At 60.4% G+C, this 24,788-nt stretch carries 21 protein-coding genes; 15 read left to right on the forward strand and 6 right to left on the reverse strand.

Annotated elements, in window-relative coordinates; all coding sequences use genetic code 11:
- Positions 1–2 precede the first annotated feature (2 nt).
- Positions 3–1,400 (forward strand): sodium-dependent transporter, encoded by a 1,398-nt coding sequence (locus BM254_RS03875; RefSeq protein ID WP_091998884.1) that lies wholly within the window; start codon positions 3–5, stop codon positions 1,398–1,400.
- A gap of 160 nt (positions 1,401–1,560) precedes the next feature.
- Here the strand turns inward: BM254_RS03875 and BM254_RS03880 are convergent, their stop codons facing one another.
- The 4 genes from BM254_RS03880 to dctP all read right to left on the reverse strand — a co-directional run bounded on the left by BM254_RS03880 (position 1,561) and on the right by dctP (position 5,233).
- The gene (locus BM254_RS03880; RefSeq protein ID WP_245777347.1) at positions 1,561–2,142 is read right to left on the reverse strand and encodes a hypothetical protein; all 582 of its coding nucleotides are present in this window, start codon (positions 2,140–2,142) and stop codon (positions 1,561–1,563) included.
- Between the two features lie 103 nt (positions 2,143–2,245).
- Complete coding sequence (locus BM254_RS03885; protein ID WP_091998887.1) at positions 2,246–3,556, reverse strand: TRAP transporter large permease; 1,311 nt, start codon at positions 3,554–3,556, stop codon at positions 2,246–2,248.
- A complete protein-coding gene (locus BM254_RS03890) occupies positions 3,553–4,101 on the reverse strand; it encodes a TRAP transporter small permease subunit (protein WP_091998890.1) in 549 nt (182 codons plus the stop codon). Before BM254_RS03890 ends, BM254_RS03885 begins: the two co-directional genes overlap by 4 nt.
- An 85-nt stretch (positions 4,102–4,186) precedes the next feature.
- Positions 4,187–5,233: a TRAP transporter substrate-binding protein DctP gene (gene dctP, locus BM254_RS03895; RefSeq protein WP_091998892.1), complete on the reverse strand. Its 1,047-nt coding sequence runs from the start codon at positions 5,231–5,233 to the stop codon at positions 4,187–4,189.
- A 166-nt stretch (positions 5,234–5,399) separates the two neighbouring features.
- Between dctP and BM254_RS03900 the strand changes: the two genes are divergently transcribed.
- Positions 5,400–6,140 (forward strand): enoyl-CoA hydratase/isomerase family protein, encoded by a 741-nt coding sequence (locus BM254_RS03900; RefSeq protein ID WP_091998895.1) that lies wholly within the window; start codon positions 5,400–5,402, stop codon positions 6,138–6,140.
- Here the strand turns inward: BM254_RS03900 and BM254_RS03905 are convergent.
- Positions 6,137–7,720, reverse strand: coding sequence for a class I adenylate-forming enzyme family protein (locus BM254_RS03905; RefSeq protein ID WP_091998898.1), 1,584 nt, complete (start codon positions 7,718–7,720; stop codon positions 6,137–6,139). The genes BM254_RS03900 and BM254_RS03905 overlap by 4 nt on opposite strands.
- Positions 7,721–7,863: 143 nt before the next feature.
- Here BM254_RS03905 and BM254_RS03910 point away from each other — a divergent pair, with 143 nt between their 5' ends.
- From BM254_RS03910 to BM254_RS03970, 13 genes are all read left to right on the forward strand, one after another.
- Positions 7,864–8,658: an SDR family NAD(P)-dependent oxidoreductase gene (locus tag BM254_RS03910; RefSeq protein WP_091998901.1), complete on the forward strand. Its 795-nt coding sequence runs from the start codon at positions 7,864–7,866 to the stop codon at positions 8,656–8,658.
- Positions 8,658–9,098: a PaaI family thioesterase gene (locus BM254_RS03915; protein ID WP_091998903.1), complete on the forward strand. Its 441-nt coding sequence runs from the start codon at positions 8,658–8,660 to the stop codon at positions 9,096–9,098. Before BM254_RS03910 ends, BM254_RS03915 begins: the two co-directional genes overlap by 1 nt.
- A gap of 75 nt (positions 9,099–9,173) precedes the next feature.
- The gene (locus BM254_RS03920) at positions 9,174–10,376 is read left to right on the forward strand and encodes an acyl-CoA dehydrogenase family protein (RefSeq protein WP_091998906.1); all 1,203 of its coding nucleotides are present in this window, start codon (positions 9,174–9,176) and stop codon (positions 10,374–10,376) included.
- A 164-nt stretch (positions 10,377–10,540) separates the two neighbouring features.
- Positions 10,541–11,308, forward strand: a complete 768-nt coding sequence (locus BM254_RS03925; protein WP_091998909.1) for an SDR family NAD(P)-dependent oxidoreductase — start codon at positions 10,541–10,543, stop codon at positions 11,306–11,308.
- 130 nt (positions 11,309–11,438) lie between these two features.
- A complete protein-coding gene (locus BM254_RS03930; RefSeq protein WP_091998912.1) occupies positions 11,439–12,503 on the forward strand; it encodes a phosphotransferase in 1,065 nt (354 codons plus the stop codon).
- 19 nt (positions 12,504–12,522) lie between these two features.
- On the forward strand, positions 12,523–13,302 hold the full coding sequence (gene surE, locus BM254_RS03935) for a 5'/3'-nucleotidase SurE (protein ID WP_091998914.1): 780 nt from the start codon (positions 12,523–12,525) through the stop codon (positions 13,300–13,302).
- A 24-nt stretch (positions 13,303–13,326) separates the two neighbouring features.
- Positions 13,327–14,991, forward strand: a complete 1,665-nt coding sequence (locus tag BM254_RS03940; protein ID WP_091998917.1) for a long-chain fatty acid--CoA ligase — start codon at positions 13,327–13,329, stop codon at positions 14,989–14,991.
- 196 nt (positions 14,992–15,187) lie between these two features.
- The gene (locus BM254_RS03945) at positions 15,188–17,305 is read left to right on the forward strand and encodes a type VI secretion system Vgr family protein (protein WP_091998919.1); all 2,118 of its coding nucleotides are present in this window, start codon (positions 15,188–15,190) and stop codon (positions 17,303–17,305) included.
- Positions 17,306–17,327: 22 nt separating this feature from the next.
- A complete protein-coding gene (locus tag BM254_RS03950) occupies positions 17,328–17,894 on the forward strand; it encodes a DUF4123 domain-containing protein (RefSeq protein ID WP_175497197.1) in 567 nt (188 codons plus the stop codon).
- Positions 17,895–17,949: 55 nt separating this feature from the next.
- Entirely contained in the window at positions 17,950–21,369 is a 3,420-nt protein-coding gene (locus tag BM254_RS03955) for a hypothetical protein (protein WP_091998924.1), read from the forward strand.
- Complete coding sequence (locus BM254_RS03960) at positions 21,350–22,372, forward strand: hypothetical protein (protein WP_091998927.1); 1,023 nt, start codon at positions 21,350–21,352, stop codon at positions 22,370–22,372. The genes BM254_RS03955 and BM254_RS03960 overlap by 20 nt, the downstream gene beginning before the upstream one ends.
- A complete protein-coding gene (locus BM254_RS03965; RefSeq protein ID WP_091998930.1) occupies positions 22,369–23,223 on the forward strand; it encodes a DNA ligase in 855 nt (284 codons plus the stop codon). Before BM254_RS03960 ends, BM254_RS03965 begins: the two co-directional genes overlap by 4 nt.
- A gap of 83 nt (positions 23,224–23,306) precedes the next feature.
- Positions 23,307–23,564 (forward strand): HP1242/YdcH family protein, encoded by a 258-nt coding sequence (locus BM254_RS03970; protein WP_091998933.1) that lies wholly within the window; start codon positions 23,307–23,309, stop codon positions 23,562–23,564.
- 223 nt (positions 23,565–23,787) lie between these two features.
- Here BM254_RS03970 and cysK read toward each other — a convergent pair whose 3' ends face one another.
- Positions 23,788–24,759, reverse strand: coding sequence for a cysteine synthase A (cysK, locus tag BM254_RS03975; protein ID WP_091998936.1), 972 nt, complete (start codon positions 24,757–24,759; stop codon positions 23,788–23,790).
- Between the last annotated feature and the right edge of the window lie 29 nt (positions 24,760–24,788).

The following is a 24,788-nucleotide window of genomic DNA, read 5'->3' on the forward strand; positions in this document are numbered from 1 at the left end:
ACATGTCTCAATCCAACTCTGTGTCGGGTAACGGCGATTACACCGCTCGTGGCCTCTGGTCGTCCCGGCTGGCGTTCATTCTGGCGGCGACCGGTTCTGCCGTTGGCCTGGGTAACGTCTGGAAATTCCCCTACGTCACCGGTGAGAACGGTGGTGGCGCCTTTGTCCTGGTATACCTGCTGTGCATCGCCATCATCGGTATCCCCATCATGATGGCCGAGGTATTCATCGGCCGGAACGGCCGGCACAACCCGATCACCAGCTTCCGCCTGGTGGCCGAGCGTAACCTGGCTTCCCCCGTCTGGCGGATCTCGGCGATCGTGGGCATGCTTGCCGCCTTCATCATCCTTTCCTTCTATTCGGTGATTGGTGGCTGGGCCGCTTCCTACATTGGCCACGCCGCCGCCGGCGACTTTACCGGCGGTACCGCCGAGTCCATCGGTGACCTGTTCGGCGGCCTGCTCGGCAGCCCGGTGCAACTGCTGATCTGGCATACCGTGTTCATGGCACTGGTGGTGCTGGTGGTTTCCCGGGGTCTGAAGGGTGGTCTGGAGCGTGCGGCCACCATTCTGATGCCGGCCCTGTTCATCCTGCTGCTGGTTGCCGTGGGCTATGCCACCACCACCGGCCATTTCGGTGAGGCGGTCAGCTTCCTGTTCAGTCCGAACTTTGGTGCCCTCACCGTCAGCGGTGTGCTGGTTGCCCTCGGCCACGCCTTCTTTACCCTGAGTCTGGGTATGGCGATCATGATGGCCTACGGTTCCTACCTGAGCCGGGACGTCTCCATCGGTCGTACCGCCATCAGCGTTGCGATCATGGATACCGGCGTTGCCCTGCTGGCAGGCCTGGCCATCTTCCCGGTGGTGTTTGCCAATGGTCTGGAAGCCGGCGCCGGCCCCGGCCTGATCTTCCAGACCCTGCCGCTGGCGTTCGGTAACATGCCCTTTGGCAGCCTGTTCGGTGCCCTGTTCTTCGTGCTGCTGCTGTTCGCAGCCTGGACTTCCGGTATTTCCCTGCTGGAGCCGGTGGTCGAGTGGGTCGAGGAGAAGACCAGCCTTGCCCGTACCGGCAGTGCCATTCTGGTGGGCGTGCTGTGCTGGGCATTGGGCATCGCTTCGATCCTGTCCCTGAACGTCTGGTCCGATATCACGCCGCTGGGCATGTTTGACCGGTTCGAGGGCAAGACCATCTTTGATCTGCTGGACTACGTCACCGCCAACATCATGCTGCCGCTGTCCGGCCTGCTGACCGCCCTGTTCGTGGGCTGGTTCGTGGCCCGGGAGTCGCTCAAGTCCGACCTGGCCCTGACCGGTGGTGCTTTCGGCCTGTGGTACAACCTGATCCGGTTCGTGACCCCGATTGCCGTGGTGATCGTGTTCATCTACAACCTGATGGCCTGATCCCCCCCATTTGCCGCCAAACCAGGGGTCAGATGAAGGCTTTCATCTGACCCCGCTTTAACTCCCGCCCCGATTGTTGTCTTCGGGCCGGGCGCGAAACAGAAAAAAGCCCGGTGGAGAATAACCACCGGGCTTTTTTTGTGTTGTCGTCGAGGGACTCTTACTCGCTTATTGCCCTGAGGGCATCAAGGTGGGGACGGACGGCCTCGACATCGCCTGCAGGTGCATTGCTGGCACTTTCCATGGCGCCCATGGCGCTCTCCATCATTGCCCGCATCTGGGCTTTCTGCTCCGCTGTCATCTGCGGGTTGTTCTCAATCTCCGCCAGGGCCGCGTTCATTTCCTGCCGGGCGCCGGGACTCTGTTGCTCCATCTCGATGGCCATCCAGGCCTGATAGACTCGGTCGCCGGTGGCAGCCCATTGCTCGATGTTGTCGAAGCCATGGTTTCGAGCCAGTTCGTCCAGGCGGTTATAGGCCTCGTGGCCTTTGAGTTCGTCCAGCGAATCGGAAAAGAGGCGGGAGAAATCGGGCATGGCGCCGTCATCTTCCGCATCCATCTGATCATCGAGTTCCTCGAACTCCGGTTCCAGTTTCTGTGCGGCTTTCAGGCTTTCGATAAATGATGAAATCTTCTGATCAGACAGGCTTTCAGCGTGGCTTCCCGCGGAGAACAGTCCGAACAGGGCCATAACTGTTGTGATCAGGGCAATACGAAGAAAAACCGGTGATTGGTCAGGCATAAGCATCTCTCCTTGAGTGAGGGCCTCCGGCTCCCTTTTCCGGAGGCCCCTCGAGATTAGCGCTTACACCGGTTGGCTGGCAACCTTCCGGTTTAGGTCAGTTTCAGAAGAACAGATCCGGCAGCCAGGTGGCAATCTCCGGGAAAATCATGATCAGGATGATGCCGATAATCTCCACAATGACGAAGGGGATGATCGACTTGTAGATGTCCTTCATGGTGATTGACGGCGGCACAATGCCCTTAAGATAGAACAGGTTGAAACCGAAGGGCGGCGTCATGTAGCCGATTTCCATGTTGATCACGAACAGGATGCCGAACCAGATCGGATCGAAGCCCAGGGATTCCACGATCGGCATGAACACCGGCAGGGTGATCAGCATGATGCCCACCGGGTCGAGCACCATGGCCAGCAGGAACACGATCACCATCATGGCGATGATGATGCCCCAGGGGCCGCCGGGAACCATGTTCATCAGACCCTCGATCAGCTCCTGAGCGCCCATGCTCTGGTAGGCGGCGCTGAACGCGTGGGCGGCAAACAGGATCCACATGATCATGCCGGTGAGCTTGAAGGTGCGGATCGCCGCTTCCTGCAGGATGCTCCACTTGAACTGCTTGTAGACGGCGGCCGAGATCAGTGCGCCCAGTACGCCCATGGCGGCGGCTTCGGTCGGGGTGGTAATGCCGCCGATGATGGAGCCCAGCACCATGACCACCACACCGATGGGCAGTAGCACCGCCCGCAGGGCCCGGAGTTTCTCCGGCCAGGTACCCCGTTCCTCTTTCGGCAGGGCGGGCGCCAGTTCCGGCTGCAGGTGGCAGCGCACGATGATGTAGATGGCAGTCAGCACCATCAGCAGAATGCCCGGCATGATGCCGGCGGCGAACATCTGGCCGACTGAGACGCCGGTGATCAGGGCATAGAGGATCATCAGGATGCTGGGGGGGATCAGAATCCCCCAGCCACCACCGGTATTGATGACACCAAGGGCCATGCTCTTGTCGTAGCCGCGCTCAAGCATGGATGGCAGGGCAATGGTGCCCATGGCGACCACGGCCGCACCGCTGATGCCTACCATGGCCGCAAACACGGCGCAGATACCCAGGGTGCCCAGGGCCAGTCCGCCTCTGAGGCCGCCGCACCAGAGGTGCATCATCCGGTACAGATCTCTGGCCACGCCGGTGCGTTCCAGGATCATGGCCATGAACACAAACAGCGGAATAGCGACCAGGGTGAAGCTTTCCATGGTGCCCCAGATCTGGGACGCCACCATATAGAAGGAATCAAAACCCCAGGTGAAATAGAGGAACACCACGGACACGCCGCCCAGCACAAACGCCAACGGCAGGCCCAGCAGCAGGAAAAACAGCAGTGCGCCGAAGAACAGCAGGGTCAGGACTTCAATACTCACAACTGCTCTCCTTCGGAATCAGACTCTTCGGGGGTGTAGTAATCCAGGTTGAAGGCCACGGCGATGTCCTCAAGCAGCTTCACGAGGCCTTGCAGGACCAGCAGTGCCGTACCGACCGGAATCGCGAGCTTGACCGGCCAGATGGGCGGGTTCCAGGCGGAATAGGAGGTCTCCCAGCTGGACATGGACTCCCGGGCCATGTCGATACCGAACCAGAGCAGGGCGAGGGTGAAGATGAAAAATACCGCGGAGGTGACGATGTCCAGCACGGCCCGTTTGCGTGGAGCCAGGTGCGAATGCAGCAGGTCGACGTTGACATGACCCCGGTGGGCCATGATGTAGCCACCCGACATCACCGCATAGATACCGAACAGCATCTGGGTTAGTTCATTGGTCCAGACTGTTGGCGAGTTGAACAGGTAGCGGAAGCCCACCTCAAGCAGCAGGAACGCAAACATCGCGAACACGAGCAGGGCTATCCAGCGCCCGACGACATCATTGAGACGGGTAACCCCTCTCATGAATGCGGCAATCATCACACCCATGGTTCTCTCCAGGAGGACGTTGGTTGTAGTCAGGGACAAAAAGGCCGGAGTGCTGGACTCCGGCCCGGGTTATTCCGATGGCTGATCAGAGGTAGCCGAGGTCGCTCAGGTAGCTCTTGAGCATATCCAGTGCTTTCTGGGCATTCTCGCTGCGCTTGCCTTCCTCGTCCCACATCTTCTGGGCGGTGGCTACCAGCTTGTCCTGAACTTCATCCGGCAGCACGTTGACCTGTACTTCCTGCTCGGCAATGGCCTTGGCCAGAGTGATGCGTTCCTTGTACTGGTACTCGTTGGTGCGGACCCAGAACTGCTCGTTCAGGGCGTCCTTGACGATCTTCTGCATGTCTTCCGGCAGCTTGTCCAGTGCCTTCTGGCTGACAATGATCACATCGGTACCGGCGATGTTCAGGGCCGGCTGCACGTGGTACTTGGCGACCTCGTACAGACCCATGCTGTAGGCACCCTGGGAAGCACCCCAGTGGGCGCCGTCGACGATGCCGGAATCCAGTGCGGTGTAGAGCTCACCGCCGGGAATATAGGAGGCAGCGGCACCGGCTTCGGTCAGGAAATTCTGCAGGGCGCCGGAGGAGCGGATCTTCAGGCTGGTGAAGTCTTCCCAGCTTTCAATCGGGTTCTTGACCACCATTTCGGTCGGGTAGACCTTGTCGGTGGCCCAGTAGACACCATGCTCGGCGGCTTCATCACGCAGCATCTGCTCGAAGCCCATGTTCTGGTGGAAGTAGGCCGCTTCCCAGACGTTGCGGAAAGCGAAGGGCAGGCCGGAGGCGATACCCGCCAGGGAGACCTTGTCCTGGGCGTAGGAGGGCGAGATGGTGCCCATTTCCAGGATGCCGCGGCTGACCGCGTTGAAGGTTTCCTTGGCCTTGAACAGCGCGCCGGCTTCGTACAGCTGGAGCTTCAGGCGACCATCGGTGCGCTCTTCCAGAACCCGCTTGATGCGGCCGAGACTGTCGGTATAGGAGCTGCTGGAACCGGGCCAGTGGGACTGTACTTTCCAGGTGACGGTGTCCTGGGCCGCTGCCGGGGCGGCAGCTAGGGCGGCAGAAACACCAAGGGTAAGGGCGGACGCGTAAACGGTCAGCTTCTTGCGTGCTTGCATTATGAGGTTCATGGCTGTGCCTCTTTCGTTGTTGTATTGGCCTTGCTTGCTATTTCACTCTGCAGAACTATTAACTGCAGGGTGAATTTATGTTCTCTGAATCTATCACAACATCGGGCTTTTGCAATAGGATGTTTTTACCTCAAACAACAACGTAATCTTCTGGAAGGATAGCTCAATGATCGACATGCATCAGGCGGAGGCCGTAGTTCATCTCACCATCAACCGCCCGGCGAAGAAGAACGCGCTGACCCGGGAGATGTACGACCTGCTGAGCCAGCGTATTCGGCAAGCCGCTGATGATGAGTCCGTTAACGCTATTGTCATCTCCGGGCATGGCGATGTGTTCACCGCCGGCAATGACCTGGACGATTTCCGCGCCCGGGCAACCGATCCGAATCCACAGCCCTCTGCCGGGCTGGGCTTTATCGAAACCCTGATGGACTGCGACACGCCGGTCATTGCCGCCGTGGAAGGGATTGCCATCGGCATCGGCACTACTCTGCTTCTGCACTGCGACTCGGTAATTGCCGGTAGATCCGCGACCTTCAAGACCGCTTTTGTCGATCTTGGTCTGGTGCCCGAGGCGGCCTCCACGGTCACCATGCCCCTGCACCTCGGTGCCCGCCGGGCGGCAGAGCTGTTGTTATTCGGGGAGGTCATGGACGGTGTCGAGGCCCGGGACTGCGGCCTGGTCAGCAAGGTGGTGGATGACGGTGCCGCCGTGACCACCGCGCTGGAACTGGCGCAGCGATTGGCCGGTAAACCCCGGGAGGCGCTCAGGGCGAGCAAGCGGTTGATCCGGGCCCCGTGGCGGGATCAGGTCAGGGAAGCGCTGGAGCGCGAGCGCGCGGTGTTCTCCGAGCGCCTGCGCTCCGACGATTGCCGGCAGGCCCTGACCAGGATGGAACGCCGTTAGCGGTTCCAGTAAGGCTCCCGGAGTTCCCGTTTCAGCACTTTACCGATGGTGGAGCGGGGCAGTTCCTCCCGGAACTCGATTGCCGCCAGCCGCTGGGTCTTGCCCAGCCGATGGTTGGCCCAGTCCAGTAGCTCCGTCTCGGTCTCCGGGTGACCCGGAGCCTTGACCACCAGGGCCAGGGGCGTTTCGCCCCATTGCTCGCTGGGTATGCCGATCACCGCGACATCGGCGACGGCGGGGTGGCCGAGCAAGGTCTTTTCCAGATCCACCGCATAGATGTTGAAGCCGCCGGAGATGATCATGTCCTTGCGACGGTCGAGGATGTGGATAAATCCGTCTTCATCAATCCTGCCCATATCCCCGCTGCGATAGAACGCCAGGCCTTCCGGGTTGGTCCAGAGCATCTCCCGGGTCTGTTCGGGGCGGTTGACGTAACCGCGCATCATGGAAATGGCCCGGCCGACGATTTCCCCGGTTTCGCCCCGGGGCAGCTCCCGGCCCTCGTCATCGATCACCCGGACTTCGGCACCCTCGGTGGGCAGGCCCACGGAATCCCATTTGTCGGGATGGGCAGCGCAATCCAGGCTGGTGGAGATGCCACCCTCCGTCAGGCCGTAGACCTCCCGGATATTGCCCGGCCAGCGCCGCATGGCTTCGGCAATGACATCCGCCCGAAGCGGCGCGCTGGTACACAGCTTGAGCTTGAAGCTGGACAGGTCGAAGCGGTCGAAATCCGGTACCGCCAGGATGCGCTGGTACTGCACGGGCACCAGCATGGCGTGGGTCACCCGATATTGTTCTGCCAGCTCGAGGAACCGGTGGGCATCGAATTTCGCCATCAGTACCAGGGTGCCGCCGTGGAACAGGGTCGGTAAGACCGAGACCAGGGTGGTGTTGGAATACAGGGGCGTGGAAACGAGATTGATGGCGTCGCCATCCAGGCCGAACCGGCTCATCCGGACCATCTGGCGCTGGCGGAACCGGTAGTCGTGCAGGATGCCCTTGGGCGTGCCGGTGGTGCCCGAGCTGTAGATGATGTTGAAAGGGTCGTCCAGGGTGACCGGTGCCGGAGTGGCCTGATCGGACACATCGCCCAGCCATTGCGCCAGTGTCTGACCAACCTCCCCGGTATCCAGGCCGACCACATTCTCTGCCGGCAGGTCCACGGACTCGCGGATGCTGGACCAGAGCTCCCGGTTCTTACCGGACACAAACAGGAGCCGGGCGCCGCAATCCCGGATCATCAGGGTCAGGGCCTCGCCGCTGGCCATGCCCGAGAGCGGTACCATGCAGCCGCCCGCCACCAGGGTGCCGAGATACAGGGCGACGTATTCCCGGGTGTTTTCCGACAGACCCGCCACGCAGTCGCCCGGCGCGAGACCGGCCTGCCGAAGGCGGTTGGCAATCCGGTTTACCTGGCTGATCAGGTCCGCCCAGGTCACCTCTCCCCGTTCATCGATCAGGGCGGTCTTGTCCCCCTGGCTCTCCCGATAGTCCTGAATCCTGTGACCGATGGCTTCCATGGTTTCACCGGCGGTGACCGGGGCGTAGACCGGCATGTCGTTAGTTGTATTTTTCATTTTCCTGTCTTCCGGCGTTGTCGTGTTTTACTAGATGAAATTTCCTTTCGAATATATTGACTCAAAACCGGAAGGCGTGACAAATTATCGAAACTATAAGAACGCGATCACAACAACAAATGCGGAAAACGAGGAGCGATTCCATGGCGCGATTTGACCAGCGCATAGCCGTCGTCACCGGTGCCGGTAGCGGTATTGGCCGTGCCACCGCCGTCCGTCTGGCCCGGGAGGGCGCCTCGGTGGTGATGGTCGATGTGTCCGAGGCCGGATTGCTTGAGACCGAGAGCGCCATGCCCGAGGACGCCCGTTATCAGCGCCATCTGGTGGACGTAGCCGACGAAAGCCAGGTCAAGGACCTGGTGGCCGAAACCATGGATACCTTTGGCCGGATCGATGTGCTCTGTAATATTGCCGGTATTGCCAGCACCTCCGGTGGTCACCCTCCGGTGACCGGCAACGAGCGTGAGGAGTGGGACAAGGTGCTGGCGGTCAACCTCATCGGCACCATGCTGTTCATCAAGCACGTGGCGCCGCACATGCAGGCCCGCAAGCTCGGTGCCATCGTCAACACCGCCTCGGTGGCCGGCATCCGCTCCGGTGCCGGGGGCAATGCCTACAGTGCCTCCAAGGCCGGGGTGATCAACCTGACCATGACCGCCGCCTGTGACCTGGGCGGGGACAATGTCCGGGTCAACGCCGTCTGTCCCGGCCTGGTGGAAACCGGCATGACCCGCGCCGTCTTCGATTACGCCCGCGCTCACGAGAAGGCCCACAAACTGGGCTCCCGGTGCGAGCTGCGCCGTTACGGCAATCCCGAGGAGATTGCCGCTGCCATCCTGTTCCTTGCCAGCGACGACGCCAGTTACATCACCGGCCAGGCCCTGGCGGTAGATGGCGGCAATACCGCCTCCCTTAACCTGCCAGGAATGAAAGTCTGATGAGTGAGGAAAAGCTGCACATTACCGGAGGCCAGGACCTGCCCGGTTTCCACAGCCTGCTGGGCTACCGCCAGGTGTCCTGGGAAGAGAACGAAGCGGTGATCGAGCTGGCGCTGGAACCTCGGCACCTGAACCTGGGGGGCGTGATCCACGGAGGTGTACTGACCTCCCTGCTGGATATCGTCCTGGCCCAGGCCGGTACTTACTGCCCTTACCCGGGGCGTATGCGCAAGGCGATCACCTTGTCCCTGACCACCACCTTCACTGGCCAGTGCTCGGGCGGCGTGATCCGGGTTACAGGGCGCAAGCGCGCCGGCGGCACCCGTATTTTCAACAGCACCGGTGAGGTCCATGACGATCAGGGCAACCTCCTTGCCATCGGTGAAGGCACGTTCCGGATCCGCTCCGGGAGCGATAAACCCGAGGGCGTGCCAATCTGATTGGCCGGATTCAAACCACCACGATTGCCGTGCAAGAGGGGGCAGTCAGGACACAATCAACGAGAGGAAACGGACATGTTCGAGCTTTCTGACAAGGCTAAAAAGCTGCAGGCCGAGTTAACCGAGTTCATGGATGCCTACATCTATCCGAACGAAGAAAAGCATCACCATCAGGTGGAAGAAGCCGAGGATCGCTGGGCACCGGTTCCCATCATTGAAGAGCTGAAGCAGAAGGCGAAAGCCGCCGGTCTGTGGAACCTGTTCCTCCCGGACAGCGAGTTCGGTGCCGGCCTGTCCAACTTCGAATACGCCCACCTGTGCGAGATCATGGGCCGCTCCGAGATGGCCCCCGAGGTGTTCAACTGCTCCGCGCCGGACACCGGCAACATGGAAACCATTGCCCGTTACGGCAACAAAGAGCAGCAGGACCAGTGGTTGAAACCTCTGCTGGCCGGCGAGATCCGCTCCTGCTTTTCCATGACCGAGCCGGACGTGGCCTCCTCCGATGCCACCAACATCGCCTGCGAGATTCGCCGCGAGGGTGACGAGTATGTGATCAACGGCCGCAAGTGGTGGTCCTCCGGTGCCATGACCACCACGTCGAAGATTGCCATTGTCATGGGCAAGACTGACCCGAACGCGGAAAAGCACAAGCAGCAGTCCATGATCCTGGTGCCGCTGGATGCCCCCGGCGTGAAGATGATCCGCCCGCTGCAGGTGTTCGGCTACGACCATGCGCCCCACGGCCATGCCGAGATCCAGTATGACAACGTGCGGGTACCGGCCAGCAACATGCTGCTGGGTGAAGGCCGTGGTTTCGAGATTGCCCAGGGCCGTTTGGGGCCGGGCCGGATTCACCACTGCATGCGCACCATCGGTGTGGCCGAGCGGGCGCTGGAAGCCATGTGCAAGCGCGCCAATGCCCGCGAGGCGTTTGGCCGGAAGCTGACCGACTTTGACTCCATTCGCAAGGACATTGCCCGCAGCCGGATGGAAATCGAGCAGGCGCGCCTGTTGACCCTGAAGGCAGCCCACATGATGGACACCGTCGGTAACAAGGTGGCCCGCCAGGAGATCGCCATGATCAAGGTGGTGGCGCCGAGCATGGCGTTGAAAGTTATCGACCGGGCCATCCAGGTCCATGGCGGTGCCGGCGTCAGTCAGGATACCTTCCTGGCCTCCGCCTGGGCCAAGGTCCGCACCCTGCGTCTGGCTGACGGACCGGATGAGGTGCACCTCGATTCCGTTGCCAAGATGGAACTCCGTCAATACCGCTAAAACCGGAACCGCTGAATCAGGGGGAAGAGCAGCCGGGGCGGGGTCCTTCCGGGACACGCCGTGAATACGTCCATGTAGGCTTGAGCAAAACATCCTTGTTTTGCACAGTCCCGGAAGGACCCCGCCCCGGCTGCTCCCAAGCTTCAGCGCATGAGGATCAAGTTATGACTAACCCGCTTTTTGATATGACCGGCAAGGTTGCTGTCATCACCGGCTCCACCAAGGGCATCGGCCGCTCCATCGCCGAGGAAATGGCCAGATGTGGGGCCAAAGTCGTCATCTCCAGCCGCAAGGCCGATGCCTGTGAGCAGGTGGCCAGTGAACTGAGGGAACAGGGCTTCGAGGCCATGGCCATTCCCTGCCATGTCGGCAAGAAAGAAGATTTGCAGAACCTGGTGGACAAGACCAACGAAGCCTGGGGCAGCATCGATGTGCTGGTGTGCAACGCCGCCACCAACCCGGTCTATGGTCCCACGTCTGAAATGAACGATGACGCCTGGGACAAGATCATGGACACCAACGTCAAAGGCACTTTCTGGCTCACTAACATGGTGCTGCCGCAGATGGCGGAAAAAGGAGAGGGTGCGGTAGTGCTGCTTTCCAGCATCGCCGGCCTCCGTGGTAATACCGTGATCGGCACCTACGGCGTTTCCAAGGCGGCCGAAGCCGCGCTGGCCCGCAACCTCGCCGTGGAGTGGGGCCCCAAGGGCATCCGTGTCAATGCCATCGCCCCGGGGTTGATCAAGACCGACTTTGCCAAAGCCCTCTGGGAAGACCCCGTCCGTGTTAAACGCGCCGAGGACAAAACCCCGCTCCGTCGCATCGGTGACCCGGTTGATATCGCCGGTCTGGCTGTATTCCTGTCCACGAAGGCCAGCGCCTACATCACCGGTCAGGTCATCGTAGCGGACGGCGGCGAAACAGTTTGTTGAGACATGCCTCCATTGATTGGTGGGTGGCCAGCGGGTGGGGAGCCTTTGTTCCCTACAGAAAGGCTCCCCACCCGCCGGCCGCTGAACTTTGTGGGCGACGCGTAACGATTAAGTAAGGCTGAATAGAATAATGAGTATGACGCCAGAGTTGGTAGAGGTTCTGCCAGCGCACAAGTTTGATGAGAAAAGGCTTCTTGGTTGGCTACAGAAGGAGCTGCCGGATTTCGGCAGCCGCCTGGAGGTAAAACAGTTCCAGGGCGGCCAGTCCAACCCCACGTTCCTGCTCGACACCGACAGCGGCCGCTACGTCCTGCGCAAGAAGCCGCCCGGAAAGACCCTGCCGTCCGCGCACATGGTCGAGCGCGAGTACCGGGTCATGCGGGCGTTATCCGAGAACACCGATGTGCCGGTTCCGAACGTTCGGGTGTTGTGCGAGGACAGCGACGTCATTGGCACGCCTTTTTATGTCATGGATTTCCTGGAGGGCCGGATCATCAGTCACTCCGCGCTCCGCGCGCTGGATCGCCAGGATCGCTTGCCGGCCCACCACTCCGCCATCGACACCCTGGCGGCTCTGCATGCGGTGAATGTGAACGCCGTGGGCCTGGGCGATTACGGCCGGCCCGAGGGCTACGTGGCCCGGCAGGTATCCCGTTGGAGCAAGCAGTACCTGGCGTCTAAAACCGACGATCTGCCCGCCATGGACAAACTCATGGCTTGGCTGCCGGAGAACCTGCCAGCGACAGACGAGACCGCCATTGCCCACGGTGACTACCGCTTCGGCAACCTGATGCTGGCACCGGACAAGCCGGAAGTGATCGCCATCCTCGACTGGGAACTTTCCACCCTGGGCCATCCGCTGGCGGATCTGGCCTATTACTGCCTTCCTTATTACTTGCCTTCGGACATGGAAGGCATGCGCGGGCTGCAGGGCGAGGATCTGGAAGCCCTGGGTGTGCCCGATGAGCAGGAAACCATTGCCCGCTACTGCGCCAAGACCGGTCGCGATGGCATCGACGACTGGCACGTGTTTCTGGCGTTTTCCCTGTTCCGGCTCGCCGCCATCCTGCAGGGGGTCTACAAGCGGGCCCTGGATGGCAATGCCGCCAATGCAAATGCCCTTCAGGTCGGCAAGCGCGCGAGCCTGCTGGCGGACATCGGCTGGAAAATTGCCAGTGACGGCCCACGGAATTGACGGAGCTGGGAGAATCCCTATGAACGGTCCGATTTGCGAACGCATCCTGATCACCAACGACGACGGCATCAACGCGCCGGGACTGGCGATCCTGGAGAACCTCGCCCGACAACTGGCGGAAGAGGTCTGGGTGGTCGCGCCGGAGCATGACCGCAGTGGCGCCGGCCAGAGCATTTCCATTCACAGCCCGCTGCGGGTCTATGAAACCGGGGCGAAGCGGTATGCCGTCTCCGGTACGCCGGCGGATTGTGTGCTCTATTCCCTGGCCGAGTGGTTCGGGGAAACACCGCCGGATCTGGTGCTGTCCGGAGTCAATTGCGGGGCCAATATCAGCGATTCGGTGCAGTACTCCGGCACCGTGGGGGCGGTGCTTAGCGCCTTGCACATGAATATTCCGGCCATCGCGCTGAGCCAGGCATTCCTGACGCGGGACGGCATCCGCTGGTCGCCGGTGGAAACCCACGGCGAAGCCCTGATCCGAAAGCTTTACCAGCCCGGCGAGGCCCGGGCCTGGAACGTCAATTTCCCGGCCTGCGATGCCGGCGAGATCACTACGGCGCGCTGGTGCCGGCAGTCCACCGGCTCCATCCAGCGCCCGAAGCTGCTGGCGGGGCGTGACGCCCGCAGCCTGCCGTACTGGTGGCTCGGCTTTGAGCGCAGTTCCCGCCACATTGTGGCCCCGGATGCCGATGTCACCGTGCTCCGGGACAAAGCCGTGGCCATCACACCCTTACGACACGAAGACCCCCTGCCAGGGGGCACCGACACCTTTGATTTGTCCGCCGAAGCGGCTGACTGATTCACCCTGGGGAGAATAACAACCATGTTTGAACGTCATTACAAGGTCTGGCCCAAGGAACTGCCCAAAACCATGACCCTGCCGAAGACCAGCGTGTATACCAACCTGGAGATTTCGGCACGACGCTATCCCGACCACACGGCCATCATTTTCTACGATGCGCCCATCAACTACCGGCGCCTCAACGAGGAAGTGGAAACCATGGCCGGCTACCTGCAGGCCCAGGGCGTCAGCAAGGGTGACCGGGTGCTGCTGTACATGCAGAACTCCCCTCAGTACGTGATTTCCTACTATGCCATCCTGCGCGCCGATGCCGTGGTGATTCCGGTGAACCCCATGAACCGGGCGGCGGAGCTGGAGCACTTTATTGCCGATACCAGTGCCACGGTGTGCCTGGCCGGGCAGGAGCTGGCAGGTTTCATCGTGCCCATGATCGGTGAAACTAACCTCGAACAAGTAGTGGTTGCTTCCTATAACACTTACATCGATACGGAGACCGACCTGGACTTGCCCGCCGAGGTGTCGGCCCCGGCCTGGTCCAAAGATGTCCCGGGGGTGGTCACCTGGGAGGCGGCGATGGCAGCGGGTCATACCCCGGGCCCCCACACCGCAATGCCCGAGGACCTGGCCGTGATTCCCTACAGCTCCGGTACCACCGGTGCGCCCAAGGGCTGCATGCACACCCATCGCTCGGTGATGGCAACGGCGGTCCACCGGGTGTTCTGGAACCTGACCACGCCGGACAGTGTTCAGCTGGCGACCCTGCCGTTTTTCCATGTTACCGGTATGACCGGGTCGATGAACGGCCCGATTTTCACCGGTTCGACCTCGGTGATCATGACCCGCTGGGAACGCACCACGGCGGCACGGCTGATCGAGCGCTACAAGGTAACCGGGTGGACCAACATCGTCACCATGGCGGTGGATTTCCTGTCCAACCCGGATATCGGCAAGTACGACCTCAGCAGCCTCAACATGATCGGGGGTGGTGGCGCCGCCATGCCCGTTGCCGTGGCCGAAAAGCTCAAGCGGATGACCGGCCTGGACTACATCGAGGGCTATGGTCTGTCGGAGACCATGGCTGCCACTCACATCAATCCCACCGCCCATCCCAAGCCCCAGTGCCTGGGCATCCCGGTATTTGACGTGGACAGCCGCATCATCGATGTCGACACCCTGCAGGAGAAAGGCCCGGGTGAGACCGGCGAAATTGTCTCCAGTGGCCCACAGGTCACCATCGGGTACTGGAACCGGCCGGCGGAGACCGAGGCCGCCTTTGTCGAGATCGATGGCAAGCGTTTCTTCCGCACCGGTGATCTGGGCTACTACGACGACGACGGCTATTTCTTCATGGTCGACCGGGTCAAACGCATGATCAACGCCTCCGGCTTCAAGGTCTGGCCCTCTGAGGTCGAAGGCTTGATGTACCGTCACCCGGCGATCCATGAGGTGTGCATCATCTCAGCTCCTGACCCCAAGCGCGGCGAGACCGTCAAGGCCTGCATCGTGCTGACACCGGAAGCCGAGGGCAAGACCAGCGCCGAAGACATCACCGCCTGGTGCAAGGAGCAGATGGCGGCCTACAAGGTGCCGACCATCGTGGAGTTCGTCGATGAGTTGCCAAAGTCACCCACTGGCAAGCTGATGTGGCGGGCGCTGCAGGAGCAGGAGTGGGGTAAGGAGACTTGATAACGTTGGGGTCACATACTCAGGGGTCAGATGAACTTGTTCATCTGACCCCATCCTCAAGTCCACCCCCCAACTCTGGATTTTCTCCAAACACGCTGGTACCTTTCCCAACTTCGCGGGAGCCCCATCAAGGATCCGATGGCACGTTACCCGCACCGATTCAACGGACCGAATCAACCCTTCAAGGACTGAAGACATGCCCCAGGCAAGCGGATTGCAGTGCACCGCCCGTGTCGGTGACTTCCCCTCTGATCATTTCGTCGTGGTCGCCTTCGCGCTGACCGAGAGCCTTTCCGAGCTGTTCCAGGGCCGCCTCGAGCTGGCGAGCACCGATCCCGACGTTCCTGCCGAAGCTATGCTGGAACAACCCGTCGACCTGGTGGTCTGGCAGGACGGCCAACCCCTGCGCCAATTCACCGGCGTGGTCAACGAATTCGCCCGGGGCGACACCGGCCATCGCCGCACCCGCTATGAGGTGCTATTCCAGCCACCCCTTTGGCGGCTGGGCCTGATGCACAACAGCCGCATCTTCCAGGGGCAGAGCCCGGAGGCCATTATCCGCACGCTGCTGGAAGAGCGGGGTATCGTGGATACGATCTTCGATCTGAAACGCTCTCCGGAAGAGCGGGAATACTGCGTCCAGCACCGGGAAAGCGACCTGGCCTTTATCGAGAGACTGGCGGCGGAGGAAGGCTGGCATTACCGCTACCAGCAAGGAAGCGTCGACGGAGAAGAGCAACCGGCCCTGGTCTTTTCCGATCACCACGGCGATGCTCAGAAGCTGGAGCCGGCACCCTACAACGGCCGGGCCGGGGGCAGTACCCGCCAGCCCTGTATTTTCCGCTTCAAATACCAGGAACGGGTCCGGGCCGCGTCCGTGGCCCTCAAGGACTACACCTTCAAAAATCCCGCCTACGCCCTGATGCACGAGCAGGGCGCGGCCGACCTGAACCAGCGCGAAGACTACCAGCACTACGATTATCCCGGCCGCTACAAGGCTGATGCCAGCGGCCAGCCCTACACCCGGGCCCGCCTGGACGCCCTGAGAAACGATGCTTCCACCGGCCACGGCGAAAGCAACCGGCCGGATTTCACTCCTGGCGCCAGAGTCGCGCTCACCGATCACGACAACGAGGCCGTGAACCGGGAGTGGTTACTCACTGCCGTCACCCACACCGGCAAACAGCCCCAGGCCCTGGAAGAGGAGAGCGGTCAGGAGCCCACTACCTACCACAACTTCTTCAACGCGGTTCCCGCGGACAGAACCTGGCGACCGAGAACCGACCACAAGCCAATGATGGACGGCCCCCAGATCGCCATCGTCACCGGTCCGGAGGGTGAGGAAATCCACTGCGACGAACACGGCCGGGTGAAGGTCCGTTTCCCGTGGGATCGCTACGCACAAAATAATCAGCACAGCAGTGCCTGGCTCCGCGTCAGCCAGGGCTGGGCGGGCGGCCAATACGGCTTCATGGCCCTGCCGAGAATAGGCCACGAGGTGATCGTCAGTTTCCTGGACGGCGATCCGGATCAACCCATCATCACCGGCCGCACCCACCACGCCACCAATGTGCCACCGTATGAACTACCGGCACACAAAACCCGCACCACCCTGAAAACCAAGACCCACAAGGGCGAGGGCAGCAACGAGCTGCGCTTCGAAGACGAGGCTGGGGAAGAGCAGATCTACCTCCACGCCCAGAAAGACCTGGACCTGCTCACCGAGCACAACCGCACCGAGGTCATCAAAAACGACAGTCACCTGACTGTGGAAAACAACTTTCACAGTCACACCAAAGGCTCCACTCACCGTACCGTGGACGGCGAAAAACGCGAACAGACCGGTAAAGATCACAGCCTCAGCGTAACAGGCACCCTCCACCTGAAAGCCGGTACCGCCTGGCTCAGTGAGTCCGGCACCGAACTGCATATCAGGGCCGGTCAGAAGGTGGTGATCGAGGCCGGTGCCGAGATCACGCTCAAGGCCGGGGGCAGTTTTGTGAAGATCGACCCCGGTGGCGTTGCCATGGGGGGCGCGGCTATCAGGATGAATGCCGGTGGCTCGCCAGGTAAAGGTAGCGGGCAAATGGTCCGGATGGCGGAGATGCCGGAAGTGGTCAGGGAACAAGGGATCTTCGTGGCACCCGCTCACCTTGCCGATGCTGGCCAGCGATCGGATGCGGCTGCCTCCCCCGGCTTCAGGACCGCTCTGTTCACGGCAGCTTCGGAAAGAGCGCCAGCACAGCAACTTTGCCAGAAAAAACTCGACGGAACCTGCGATGTCCGCAACTGCCCCTGTACCAGCCATGTGTAAAAGGCCGTCGGGCTTCCGGCAAATGCTTGATCGTCATCGGATTGCCCGGGACCACGGTTGCCTGCTGATCATTGATGCTGCGAGGTATGAAGAGGGGGAGGTGCTCCGACAGATTTATACCCTGGACGATGATCCGGATTGGTGCTGGCTGTTTGATCAAACGCCATTTGAGCAGGACAGAGACGCCGGTCCCATTGTGGTGGCGACCACTTCCGACAGCTTGCTCTGTCAGTACGCCGTCAACGGATGGGCGGCGGATGAAGCAGTGCTGGTGCTCGTGTCCGGCCGGGAACCGGATGAGGCACTGACCGGTTTCCGACAAAGCCTGATGGTTCAGCTGGAGCATTACGGGCCGTGCTTCCTGCGACCCTACGACAGCCGTTTTCTTGAGATGATGGCCGCGTGCCGGCCTGAAGCGCTCGGCAGCCTGATTGGAAAAGGAGATCTGCTGATGTGGAGTATTGATCGCGGAGGCGAGGTTGATTGGTCGAGTACGGTCGGTATCAAGGAAGACTTCCGTGGCCTGAACCATGAGCAGGATGCCGCCTTTGAACGGTTCTTGACGTCGGTGCACGGGTTTTCCCGCTAATTGTAAGGATCGGCCTGCGCAGGATGTGCGGGCCTGAAGAAAAGGAACTTCAACAATGTCAGCCATCAAGGCACCACCCTGTACACCGTCCAGTACGTTCTGGCTGGAACTGACCGGAGAGCAGTCTCTCGCGGGCCATCACTACTGCCTCCATGAGCGGAACGGCGATCAGGTGGAAGTGATTCCCATGGAACCGTGTGCGGACCGGCGCGGCCGAATGGGCCCCATCCTGGCTGGCCATCTGGAAGCATCCGGAAAGCGTTCACTTGTGCTGGAACTCCAGGGTGAAAGCAAAAGGGTCGTGATTCCGGTAATCGAGAGTGAGGAAATCGGCCCGCAGGCTCTGAAACCGTCTCAACGGGAATACCAGGACAACCTGATGGTTTCCGTTCATCCGACATTATTTTGTGATGCCGGTGAGCTGACCCGTAATCGTCCGGTTAGCGGCTTTGATGAGGTGATCCCGGCGCCCATGCGCACCGGCTGGATCTATGTCTTTTTCCGTGGCCGGCTGTGGCGTGAAGTGTCCGTCTTGACCCTAGAGGATGGAGCGCCGGTCATGCGTGACACCGATCTCGCTTCAGTCCGCGAGAGTGATTCGGACCGAGCGAACGACCGTGTGCCGGTAGGACCGGAAATCGACGTGATCCATGTGCCGGCTCGACTGCTCGGGGTTGATGTCTGGGATGAGGTGCAGCTGGCGTTCAGCGAGACCCAGTGGGCCTGGCATTATGTCCGGGCCATGGAGGAGGATCAGTCACTTCGTAATCAGCGATGCCGTGACGCCCGGGCGGTTCGGGCATTCCTGGGACGTCATTCGGGACATCCCGGAACGGATTGGTGCCGGTTGGATGCCATGCCTCCGATGCGCTCAAGAGAGCATACAATCGAGCGCGAGCACACCTGCCCCGGACACTGGCTGCGTGATGTAAACGGCCAGGAAACGGGCTCGGCCCAGCAGGCACTGGTGGCACAACGTGAGGCCATTGAGTCAGACGGCGCGAGCGTCGACGCCGACTATTTCATTGAGACGCCTTCCCTGTTTCCGAGTTGGCGTCACGCCCATCTCCGGGGCGCAAGGCTTCCGGACATTCCCGAAGGTACCGATGCGTTCGAATCACTCCGGGATCGTCATCTGCTCACCCTTCACCTGAGGGATCCCCTTCAGGCTGCCCGGCATCTGGTGGGGCAGGTCAATGCCTCCCTCGCGTTGTTGCTGGCCCTGGTGGATAACGTCAAGAAACGGCCCTTCGGCGTCACGGCGGAGCTGTTCCACAACAACTTCCGGCGCAGTGTGCTTCCCGACGGCAGAGACAATCCGCTGTACATCGACGGTGGCTGGTTCGACAACCGGCTGGATGACAGCGAGGAGGGCCGTCTCTGTCGAACCATGTATGACGTTGAACGCAGGGCAATCCGCGAGTTTGTGAAAGGGGCACAGGCGGCGATTGTCCGCATGCTGGAGAATACACAACCAGAGAGCCTGACCGCGGTTCTCCGTGACCTGTTTGCCCTCGAGTCTGGCAATGCTGTCGCCGGTTTCTACCAGACGGTGCCCATCCTTCAGGTGCTGTCGTTGCCCGCGGGTCGCATTGATCCCCTGCTGTTGCCCCAGGAAGTTGACGAGGAGGCGGGGCAGAGTGCTGAAATGCTGGCGCTCCGCATCGCCCGGGGTGAGCACCCGGTGGGGGCAATGTTGCTGCCATTTGATAACAATCGGCAGGATTGCCAGATTGGCGATGCCACCGCTGAAACCCTCCGGGCCATGGTTGCTGCCCTGGAAGACCGAAGCCAGAGCCTGCGGGTAATGGAGGGCAACGTTGTCCGGGAACTGGCTGATCACCAATCAGAGACCCGAGCGTCTGATACCGCCGCAGTCCTCGCTGCGACAAGATCTGCGAGCAGTGCTTTTTCAGGCATAGCTGGCGGCGTAGCCCAATGGTGGTTGAGTACGATCCAGAAAGAACTCCAGCAGAAAGGCGCCACATTCACTGCGGAGGTCAGCCGGATCCAGGGGGCTTTTGAGGGTTTTGCCCAGGCGGCGATTCCAGGCCGGACCCGGGTCCAGTTGGAAGGCTCTGAGGAAGGCCGGGCGTTTGTGGTGCTCGAAGTTGTGGATGAAAGCGGTCAGACCTTGACCTCTGGCGCAGCCGTGGGTGCCTCTCTCAGGCTGGCGGAGGCTGACGTTTTTGATGGTACGGTCAAGGACCAGAGAGTACGGCACTGGCTGCATCAGAGTACTACCAGCCCGATGGGGTTGCCGGGGATTTTGGTGGTGTTTGATTTGTGGAATTTTGGGGTGGCGTTTGAAGCACTGGACGCGCCGAATTCCCGGAATGTGATGGGCTTTCTCAGTGCCGCTTCTGATCTGGGGGTGAGTGCTGCACAACTTATTGCTTTGTTGCCAAATCAATCCAAAAGACTTGCACTCGAAGTCTCAAAATGGAAAGACGACGCTCGTTGGTTTACGGCCCTTACTAATAAGGTAAATGTAGCCGATGAACTCGCAGAAGAGGTGGTAAGGAATAAAGTTGAGGCTTTCGGCTGGGTTGCCGGTATGTTTTCCGCAGCGCTGATGACCGGTGATGCTGTGGCCTCTTTCGTCAATCGGCGATGGAGAGTCGGTACCACCCATTTAATCCAGGCTGGTGGTACGGCTACTCTAGCCAGTTCCGATATCATTGCGGCTCGGATACTAACCCCCGCCGGTCGTCGTGCGGTTGAACGGTCGTCGGTTCAGGCGGTTCAAACCGTATTGGGGCGGCTGATACCGGCCACCGCGAGGTGGGGTGGCACCGTCGCATCCGGTTATGTCACCGCATTGGGTTTTGCGATCTACGTCTTGGGTGAAGCTCTGTATTACCGTGTTAAGGATGACGCGGTTAGCCAATGGCTGAGAACAGGTCCCTTTTCCGACGATCGTGAAGCGCTGAATGATACGCTCCAGGATGAGGGTCTTGCTTACATCGAGCTAGTCAAGGCCATGACTCCCGTTGCGCTTCGACGGATTGAGAACGAACGACTGTCGGGCTGGCTGAAGGCCCAAAGATTAAATGCATGGGAAGAGCATGCGCAGAGTGTTCTGGTATTTGCCAGCCCCGCCCTGGCGATAACAGGTGAACCCGCCGCTGTTGAGCTGGAAATCGCCTATAAGCAAGAACTTTTTCGAATCCTCGGGCCGAATCCGGCCGGTGGCTGGCAGACTGAAACACTGGCCACTCGTTCCGGACGAATTGCTAGGGGCATTGAGGAGCGTTACGACCCTGATCGTCAGTCGATCGACTTTCTGATCGCTAAAACCCAGTTGTCGGATCTGATACCCGTGGGAAGATACGAACGAGTAAAGACCCGCTACAGCGTCAAGCGCTTGTCGCTTACCTTTACCGTGGATGTCTGGCATCGAGAAAAACAGAAATACACAACCCGGAGAGTGACCCATACGATGGAGGATCTGGATGTCGAGTGGCGAGAATAACCCGGTGCAGCAAGTCAGTGAGTTTAGTGACATGGCCTTCCGGTCCGATGCGATTCCTCTGCAGAAGCCACTGGAAAACCCCGGCAATTTTGCAAAAGCTTTGGAAGGTGGAGACTTCATCGAGCGCCTCCCATGGGGTCACTATGCGGAACTGGATATCCATGTTCGCCCTCAATATGTGCGTTCCTATCAAGAGCGCCTTTCCAAGGGAACGCAGTTCCAAAAAGGGCGGGCTTGGACACACTTGCAAAAGCCCAAGGACCTGATCAAAATACGCTGGCAGCTCTTGTTGATGTTCGCAGGCGCTTTTGCGGACCATTTCATGTTTCGTTTCTGGATGTTCTGCGCCATTGTCACTTTTTTAGCTGCGGCGATTCAGGCGGGAATTGTGGCTGCGCTCATCCACGCCACGTTTCCAATAATAGTCATTGTGTGCTTACACCTCTTCTTCCGTTACCCCTTCACCTGGTTCCTCGAACGCCACCCCGACTTCATCGTCAAGGACCTGGGCTGCGGCTTCTTTCGCCCGACCGGGATGGTGAAATTCCGTACCTGGCGCGAGGAAACCTTCGAGGCGCCGTTTATCGAGTTTGATCCCTACATTTCCTTTCATGTGAACCCCAAAGGCCCCACCAGTTGCAAGCTCCAGCTGCGTCACCGGTATAGCGGGTGGCAGACCGCAGTGGCGTCTGTGCACTCCACCCTCAAGCATGAACTCTATGCCCACTGGGACGAATTGCAACGTTATATGGATGTGAGCCAGCCGCTGCCTGATATTCCGGCTCTGGAACCCTATCGGCACCTGGATCCCACCACCGCCAAGTACGACGCCGCCGGTAATCGTGGCCGCCCGGCAGACTACTGGGCCACGCTGGACCTTGAGTGGTGGGAGAGGGAAGGCTACCCCGCCCATCTCAATGCCATCCGGGAGTTCCCGTGGCACCAGCTGAGGGATCGAATGCAGGACAGTGTCCCGAACCTGAATGCCGGAGCCATGGTGTGAGGTGCATCGCGGCCCTGTTGCTGCTTCTGGTGTTTGTAGCCGGTCCCGCCTATCCGGAATCTCGTCCCCTGCCACTGGCGAATGTCTACCAGAAGGGCGTCAATCTCGCCGACTACTGGGTCAGTGAAAAGCTTGATGGGGTTCGGGCCTACTGGGATGGCGAAAAGCTTTGGTCACGGGGCGGGCATGTGTATCAAGCCCCGCAGTGGTTCACCGAGGATTTCCCGACGCATTCGCTCGATGGTGAGCTGTGGATGGGGCGGGGACGGTTTGCCGAACTCTCAGGCATTGTTCGAACCGCCAGGCCGGATGAGGCGAGCTGGCGACAGGTTGCCTTCCACGTTTTCGATCTTCCGCTCCCGGATACTCCGTTCTCCAAACGCTACGAAAAGCTGAAGCAACTGGTCCGGGCCTCGGAGTCAAACCATCTGAAGTTGGTGGAACAACGCCCGGTATCCGACCACGAGGCCCTGATCGCGGAATTGAACAGAATCGTGGCGGCCGGCGGCGAAGGGTTGATGCTCAAACGCAAGGGCAGCCTCTATCTGGCAGGTCGTTCAGACGATCTGCTGAAAGTGAAAACTTTCCAGGATGCGGAGGCAGTGGTTGTGGCGCCCATCGAGGGGCAAGGTAAGTACCAAGGGCTGCTGGGCTCATTGCTGGTAGAGTTACCGGATGGTCGCCGGTTTCGTATCGGTTCCGGGTTCTCGGACGAAGAACGGACCAACCCACCGCAACCGGGGCAACAGATCACCTTCAAGCACCACGGCTACACTGCGACCGGGCTTCCCCGCTTTGCCAGCTTTCTCAGGGTCCGTCAGGACGAGCCCGAAGCTGCCTCCACACAGTGATGTTGACCGGCGTCAAGATGGCAATGGCAATGATTTCCTAGACTGAGCATAACAACTTTGTTTCACCCTGGCAGGAGCCAACCATGACCCTCGAAAAGCACGATCTGATCCACGAGTTGCCCGAATCCCGCGAAGCGATTCACACGCTGAAAACCGGCAGCACACATTTCGCGAAACTGTTCGACGAGTACCACGAACTGGACCATGAAATTCATCGCATTGAGAGTGGAGCGGAGAACACTTCGGATGAATACCTTGAAGACCAGAAGAAACAGCGTTTGCATCTGAAGGATCAGCTTTACTCAATGATTCGCGAGTATGAGGCGTCATTGGCCAGCTGACCCGGCCTTTTGACACTCGTCAGCGTTATCCAAATTGCCCGGTGGGCGGCACGACTGCCCACCGAGTGAACCAGATGTGAATAAATCTTAGTCCGGTTTTAACCCCCAGCAGCGTCAAATCCCGATACGGTGGTTCCAGGCAATCGCGCAATAACCGAGGCGCGATTGCCCGTCAAGGCGAAAGGAAACCAACCTCAAAGGGAGGCGAGCCCTGCCTTTTTCTTTACTGCACGTTCTCCAGCTCACCAAACCGGTCGGCAAACAGCGCGGATGACAAATACCGCTCCGCCGAATCCGGCAGCACCACCACAATGTTCTTGCCCCGGTGCTCCGGCTGCTTGCTGACGCGAATCGCGGCGGCCACGGCGGCGCCACAGGAAATCCCGCACAGGATGCCTTCCTCCTGCATCAGCCTGTGAGCCATGTCCATGGCCTCTTCATTGGTTATGGCTTCCACCTGGTCCACCAGGTCCAGATCCAGGTTCTTGGGCACGAAGCCGGCGCCGATGCCCTGGATCTTGTGGGGAGCGGGCTTGGGTTCTTCGCCGTTCAGGGTCTGGGTGATGATCGGTGAATCCGTAGGTTCCACAGCGACCACGGTGATGTCCTTGCCCCGGGTGCCCTTGATGTAGCGGGCCACGCCGGTGAGGGTACCGCCGGTGCCCACGCCGGATACGAAGATGTCCACTTCGCCGTCGGTGTCGTTCCAGATTTCCGGGCCGGTGGTGTCCTCGTGGATGCGGGGATTTGCCGGGTTCTGGAACTGCTGGGGCAGGAAGTGGTTGTCCGGGTCCGAGGAGAAGATTTCCTCGGCCTTGGCGATGGCGCCGGGCATACCCTTGGCGGGCTCGGTGAGCACCAGTTCGGCGCCCAGGGCCTTGAGTACCTTGCGCCGTTCCAGGCTCATGGACGCGGGCATGGTCAGGATCAGCTTGTAGCCACGGGCGGCGGCCACGAACGCAAGGGCGATGCCGGTGTTGCCGCTGGTGGGTTCGACGATGGTCATGCCGGGTTTGAGGGTGCCGCGCTTCTCGGCGTCCCAGATCATGGCCGCGCCGATCCGGCACTTCACCGAGTAGGCCGGGTTACGGCCTTCGATCTTGGCCCAGATGGTGGCCCCGTCGTTGACGCGGTTGAGTTTGACGAGCGGCGTATTGCCGATGGACAGGGAGTTGTCCTGATAGATGCGTGCCATGGCGTTATCCTCCTTTTTGAGGTCATCAT

Source organism: Marinobacter pelagius (assembly GCF_900114925.1).
Lineage (GTDB): Bacteria > Pseudomonadota > Gammaproteobacteria > Pseudomonadales > Oleiphilaceae > Marinobacter > Marinobacter pelagius.

Coding starts and splice junctions, on each gene's coding strand:
- BM254_RS03950 (WP_175497197.1), top strand. CDS start 17,328: ATGCTTGATCGTCATCGGATTGCCCGGGACCACGGTTGCCTGCTGATC.
- BM254_RS03910 (WP_091998901.1), top strand. CDS start 7,864: ATGGCGCGATTTGACCAGCGCATAGCCGTCGTCACCGGTGCCGGTAGC.
- cysK (WP_091998936.1), bottom strand. CDS start 24,759: ATGGCACGCATCTATCAGGACAACTCCCTGTCCATCGGCAATACGCCG.
- BM254_RS03890 (WP_091998890.1), bottom strand. CDS start 4,101: ATGGGTGTGATGATTGCCGCATTCATGAGAGGGGTTACCCGTCTCAAT.
- BM254_RS03900 (WP_091998895.1), top strand. CDS start 5,400: ATGATCGACATGCATCAGGCGGAGGCCGTAGTTCATCTCACCATCAAC.
- BM254_RS03945 (WP_091998919.1), top strand. CDS start 15,188: ATGCCCCAGGCAAGCGGATTGCAGTGCACCGCCCGTGTCGGTGACTTC.
- BM254_RS03905 (WP_091998898.1), bottom strand. CDS start 7,720: ATGAAAAATACAACTAACGACATGCCGGTCTACGCCCCGGTCACCGCC.
- BM254_RS03920 (WP_091998906.1), top strand. CDS start 9,174: ATGTTCGAGCTTTCTGACAAGGCTAAAAAGCTGCAGGCCGAGTTAACC.
- BM254_RS03880 (WP_245777347.1), bottom strand. CDS start 2,142: ATGCCTGACCAATCACCGGTTTTTCTTCGTATTGCCCTGATCACAACA.
- BM254_RS03970 (WP_091998933.1), top strand. CDS start 23,307: ATGACCCTCGAAAAGCACGATCTGATCCACGAGTTGCCCGAATCCCGC.
- BM254_RS03955 (WP_091998924.1), top strand. CDS start 17,950: ATGTCAGCCATCAAGGCACCACCCTGTACACCGTCCAGTACGTTCTGG.
- BM254_RS03940 (WP_091998917.1), top strand. CDS start 13,327: ATGTTTGAACGTCATTACAAGGTCTGGCCCAAGGAACTGCCCAAAACC.
- surE (WP_091998914.1), top strand. CDS start 12,523: ATGAACGGTCCGATTTGCGAACGCATCCTGATCACCAACGACGACGGC.
- BM254_RS03930 (WP_091998912.1), top strand. CDS start 11,439: ATGAGTATGACGCCAGAGTTGGTAGAGGTTCTGCCAGCGCACAAGTTT.
- BM254_RS03925 (WP_091998909.1), top strand. CDS start 10,541: ATGACTAACCCGCTTTTTGATATGACCGGCAAGGTTGCTGTCATCACC.
- BM254_RS03915 (WP_091998903.1), top strand. CDS start 8,658: ATGAGTGAGGAAAAGCTGCACATTACCGGAGGCCAGGACCTGCCCGGT.
- BM254_RS03960 (WP_091998927.1), top strand. CDS start 21,350: ATGTCGAGTGGCGAGAATAACCCGGTGCAGCAAGTCAGTGAGTTTAGT.
- BM254_RS03875 (WP_091998884.1), top strand. CDS start 3: ATGTCTCAATCCAACTCTGTGTCGGGTAACGGCGATTACACCGCTCGT.
- dctP (WP_091998892.1), bottom strand. CDS start 5,233: ATGAACCTCATAATGCAAGCACGCAAGAAGCTGACCGTTTACGCGTCC.